At 39.7% G+C, this 4,795-nt stretch carries 3 protein-coding genes; all 3 read right to left on the bottom strand.

The features are described from left to right. Positions 1–32 precede the first annotated feature (32 nt). Genes RM368_RS37900 through RM368_RS37910 form a run of 3 tightly spaced genes read right to left on the bottom strand, consistent with a single transcriptional unit; the run spans position 33 to position 4,730 of the window. Positions 33–878: a TniQ family protein gene (locus RM368_RS37900; RefSeq protein ID WP_322698832.1), complete on the bottom strand. Its 846-nt coding sequence runs from the start codon at positions 876–878 to the stop codon at positions 33–35. After that, positions 868–1,998, bottom strand: coding sequence for an ATP-binding protein (locus tag RM368_RS37905; protein WP_322698833.1), 1,131 nt, complete (start codon positions 1,996–1,998; stop codon positions 868–870). The genes RM368_RS37900 and RM368_RS37905 overlap by 11 nt, the downstream gene beginning before the upstream one ends. Then, positions 1,998–4,730, bottom strand: coding sequence for a TnsA endonuclease N-terminal domain-containing protein (locus RM368_RS37910; protein WP_322698834.1), 2,733 nt, complete (start codon positions 4,728–4,730; stop codon positions 1,998–2,000). The genes RM368_RS37905 and RM368_RS37910 overlap by 1 nt, the downstream gene beginning before the upstream one ends. Positions 4,731–4,795 lie beyond the last annotated feature (65 nt).

Consider the following 4,795-nt stretch of genomic DNA (forward strand, 5'->3'; position numbering starts at 1 on the left):
ACTTACACCATAAGTTGTCCGCTACGGACAGCTTATGGTTGAAAATCATCCAAAGTTTGATTCTTAGGCGGCAGAAACTGAGACGGTTCGTTAGCAACCAGATCCTCGACATCATCGAACCACATAAACTGCCATGTCAGTTTGTCTCTGCGATGAGAAGAAACATCTCCCATTAACAGATGCTGCCATGAATTTTCTGAGTTTTCTGTCACTACCTGTTCATCAAGGTTTTGGTTGATTCCAAAATCACCTAACCAGAGATGACAGCTTGAGCAATATCCTGGGCGAGAACACCTAGTCAACGTTGGAAATTGCTGATTACAGTGAAGACAATGCTCAATCAGAGTTTGATGTTCGTGATGGGGGCAAAATTTGATTGTGTTGACTAACCATAGCAGTGGGTTGTAGATTATTCGATTCTGAGTACGCCAACTGGCATAACACAATGGACACCAAGCTTGATACAAGCGCAGAAAACTAGACTCAAAGGTCAAACTTGCCCATTTTAGGGGTGACAAATTAGTCAAATCTCGGCGTAAAGTTAATTCCTCAAGAACCTGAATTAGAGTTGTAGCAAAAATACCTTTGATTTCATTTGCAGCTGCTAAGGAATAATGAATTCCAAAAAAATTATTAATAATGTCTGTGGGGCTTGTCTGAGACATTCTTCGCTCCATTAAGGGGAGAATCTTAGACAAAATTAACTGTTCTGTATTAGTAGAATGATATTCAGCAAGACGAGCTACATACCCGCTCAAGCTTTCCACGTAGATTGTACCAATGCCAATAGGTTCCAAAGGGAACAATCGACTACGCTGTGGCATGACTGGTTTTTCTAAATTCCACAACCCGTCATTAGTATAAGAATTAACTAACATCTAGATTAATCCCTACAGTATCTCTTTTAGCTTGACGCTTTCCAACACGACCCCTTTTTACAGGTGGCTGGCTTAAATCTTCAGGTGCTAAAGTTTCCATTTGGGTTTGGCTTTGAGTTCCTACCTCGTTATGCCATCGCTGTTCTCCAGCTTTTGCCTCTTGTTGAATTTGTTCACGTCGTGCTTTCGAGTATTCGTTATGTTGAATATGCTGCCAACTCAAGGACAGAGCATTTTCTGCCAGCGCAGTTCTTAAAGCTCTTGTTAACCAAGTTTTGAGGATACCAATACAACCTAACGAATAATCTAAAAGATATTCGTACTTTTCTACCAGAGATGGTTCTTCAATTAATGGTAAGTGTGTTTGGAATGTTTGAAGTATCCGAATAAATTCTGTTACATCTTCTTTACTATCTGAACAATAGCGAGGCAGATGAATATCGTCACTGCGCCGGCTGACTTGACCACTAAGGTGGCAACAGTTCAGTAAATCATAAGTACCAAACAAAATATGTACAGTACCAGTAACATTGGCAATAGATTTTATCCAGTTCATCTGATGTAGCATTTGCTTTCCACCAGCCAACATCAGTAGATGTTGAGCTTCGTCTACCATTAGTGCTGTCAGTTGATGATGCCGCATCGTTTGTTCTAAAGCACGACGTACAATATCAGAACTTTTGGAAGCGAAGTATGTGTTGGAACCAATTGTATGATTTTGGAAATTAACGTTACTGTTCGTAGTGCTTAAAGTTACTGAAAGATTATCCAGAGATTCTAAAACCCTTAAGTAATAATCTTTATAATTAAACTTTCCGCCTTCTGCTGGAATTGCTTCTATTCCTGCGACTGGAATTTGACAGGTATTATGGCTCATGGATATTAATGCCTCTTCCAATAACAGCTTTTCGGCTCGCAACCTTAAAGTTGTTTTGCCCACACCAGCCGGCCCAACAACAAATAGAACACAAATATCTGTTGGTTGTTGAAGATTCATTAATAAAGCATCTAAAGCTTGCCTTAAACGTAAATGCCCAACTGTAATGCTATGAAAATAGTTCAGTCGCTCTATTGAGGATTTTGTTAGGAGTTCTTGTGGAAATGGACGTTGAAAATTCATTACCACAGCTCCTGTTGAGAGTAAGGTTGGATTTGCCTGGGATTAATTTCTTGAGTCTCTAATTTATTTGGCGGGGTTAGTTCTTCTGTAATATTGTTTTTAATACTGGCTAAATCTTCTTTAATAATCGATTGTGCTTGTTTCACTATTTCAGAAGCTACAATTTGACGTACCCCAGCTGTTGCCAAATCTCGCAGTCTTTGTAGTTGTAAAATCTCTTGAGCTTCGGCTGATTCTAAATACTGTGCAAGTTCATTAGCTCTAATTGTTATTCTCTGGTTATACTGCTTTTTCTGCTGACGTATTTCGATACTAGCAAACCGAATTTCTCGTTCAGTACGTCCTTGTAATGATGAATAATGTTGTGAAATACAACGCACCCAAGCATTTTTTACATAGGCATAAGCCGTACCTACATCCCAGGGATCATATCTAATAGGTACTTGGGTTCCTTCAATTTCAGGATGGATAAAACAATCATCTATTGACCAGTAGTAAATGTGGTTAATTTTTACCCCAAGCTTTGGTATAACTTTGGCAGTTCCTTTTGAAGTTGAGGGCAATGTAAAAATTTGGAAATTTTCATCATTAACAATTCTTTGACTAAAGCGCATTCCACTTTGAGTTAGACCCTTTTCAAACACAACACATGGCGCTTGTCCTAGTGCAGGATGTTCTCTTTGGTCATAAATTACATACACATATTCACAAAAATACTCATATATTTCTGGCAACGTCCATACAGCTTGCGTCTTTGGATTATTCGTCTTATTTACTAAGCGAATTTGTTTTGTAATTTGGGTATTCCCTTTCAGGTTATAGAAAAATTCAGTATGACTAGTGCCAAAAAAACGTTCAATTATTGAACCAAATCTAGGACTAGCCACAGGGCGTTGTTTTTTTATACAACCAAATGCTGCTAACAGAGTTTCAAAGTAAATACTGCCAAATTCTACACCATTATCTACTACCAAAGTTTCTGGGAACCGTCCTAATCTCTGCACACAAATTCGTAGCACCATCATGCAGGAGCGATAGGACGGCGGGTCAAATGTTAAATAGATAGCTAAAATACGTCGTGAGAAAGCATCAATCAAAACGGTTGCCCAAGGTCTACCCAAACAACATCCTGTCCTTTGGCAAACTAACTCAATATCTAACTCGGTATGGTCAATGTGGCAAATTTCAAATGGACGGCTTCCGTGGCAAGGTGTCGAGAACGTTAATTCATGATAAAACGAGCTTTTCTGATAAGCTGCCCGCGAACCTTGCCTTTTACGGGTTTGTCTATGATCTGCTCTACTGTTGATGCGCTTGTAAAACGTAGTCCGACTGGGGCAAGGGTCTGTTTTTCCCGCTTTTTCCCATTCTCTTGTCAGAATACCGTAAGTTATCAATTTATTTCTCTGCTTGAAATTTTCGTAATGCTGCTCAATAATTTTATCGATGAACTCCCATGTTTGAGGTGAAAATCGCTCAATGCGATTTCCTTTGTCTTTACGATTTGGCAGCAAACCAACGTAACCCCAGCCTAAAGTTTCCTCTGCGGCATAATATTTGGCTTTCCATCTACGAATTGTGCGTTCAGATACAGGACTATTTATTGGCATTATTGGCGGATCTCTATGCAGATATGGCTCAATAATTTTGGAGCGGTAGTTAGCCACGGCTAAGTCTTCTGGACTGGCACATTTTAACTGTTCCCAAATTTCGGCTGATTTTATTCCTTGAGCTTCAATGCCAGTAATTTCTTTTTGTGCAATTAGTGTTTCAAACTCTGTATGGCTTAACCCAACTAGATGATTTTCACCTTGTAAGACAATTTTTTTCTCTCCAATCTGAATTACAGATAAACTTTTTCCATCCCAGAACACGGTTGCACCAACTGCCACATCAATTTGTTGCCCGCAAGCAACTCTAGCAGCAGCCTTTTTAGACATAATTAAGTTATGAGCTTCTGCTACCTGCTGGTTACTAAACAGATGAACTTTTTCTGGTTCACTCAACGCTAAGGCTTCTAAGTCTACATATAACTGCTTTGTTGCAATCAAGACATAAATATCATCTACCCAACTCGTACTTGTTGATAAGAGTAATTGTTTCAGGGTCATCCCCGGATTAGCTGTAACAGACTCAATAATTCTTGTCCTTGCCTCTGGATTAACTATATTCTCAGGGTTCAAGTAAGCCCTGAGAAACTGATGGTTGCTGTAAGCAATCCAGTTTATTTCCTGATCTGTACGAAGGTGATAGTAAAGCCCCAATGATTGAACTTTAGTTTCTGCCGGTGGAGCCTGCCACTTACCATCTTCGTTTTGTTGATACCTTGTGGGTTGTTTCTGAGCCAGTGTCACAAGACGTTCGTTAGTTTTCCATTCTTCAAACCCTGCACAGTTATGGCGAATTACCAAGAAATCAGGAGTATGGCTTGTTACCACCCTACGTCCGCTTTTCGATTCAAATGATAGGCTTAAACGAACTGGCTGGTCATAATACTCCAGAACATCTTCGTCGTTTTCATACTCTACGATCGCTGGCAGCTCTACTTTATGGGACTCAAACTGAATCGTTTTTCCCATTTTCTGGCTTGGATAGCTACCACAAACATTTTTCGCCCCGCCACCTACTTTCCTTACAGGCTCCGAACAACGGATTTGCTGCACAAACTCTTTTGTCGTCTGTACTAAACCGAGCCGATGACACCATTGTTCAAATTCTTGGTCACTGAGCATACAAAAATCCGTAACTTTCGGACTGTTTATGCTTGAATAATTAACTTTCGGTCACTTTATCATTA

Origin of the sequence: Nostoc sp. DedSLP03, assembly GCF_034530815.1 — a bacterium.
Classification (GTDB): Bacteria; Cyanobacteriota; Cyanobacteriia; order Cyanobacteriales; family Nostocaceae; genus Nostoc.

Bases quoted from the DNA above. Each gene is read 5' to 3' on its own strand.
- RM368_RS37910 (WP_322698834.1), bottom strand. From the start codon at position 4,730: ATGCTCAGTGACCAAGAATTTGAACAATGGTGTCATCGGCTCGGTTTA.
- RM368_RS37905 (WP_322698833.1), bottom strand. From the start codon at position 1,998: ATGAATTTTCAACGTCCATTTCCACAAGAACTCCTAACAAAATCCTCA.
- RM368_RS37900 (WP_322698832.1), bottom strand. From the start codon at position 878: ATGTTAGTTAATTCTTATACTAATGACGGGTTGTGGAATTTAGAAAAA.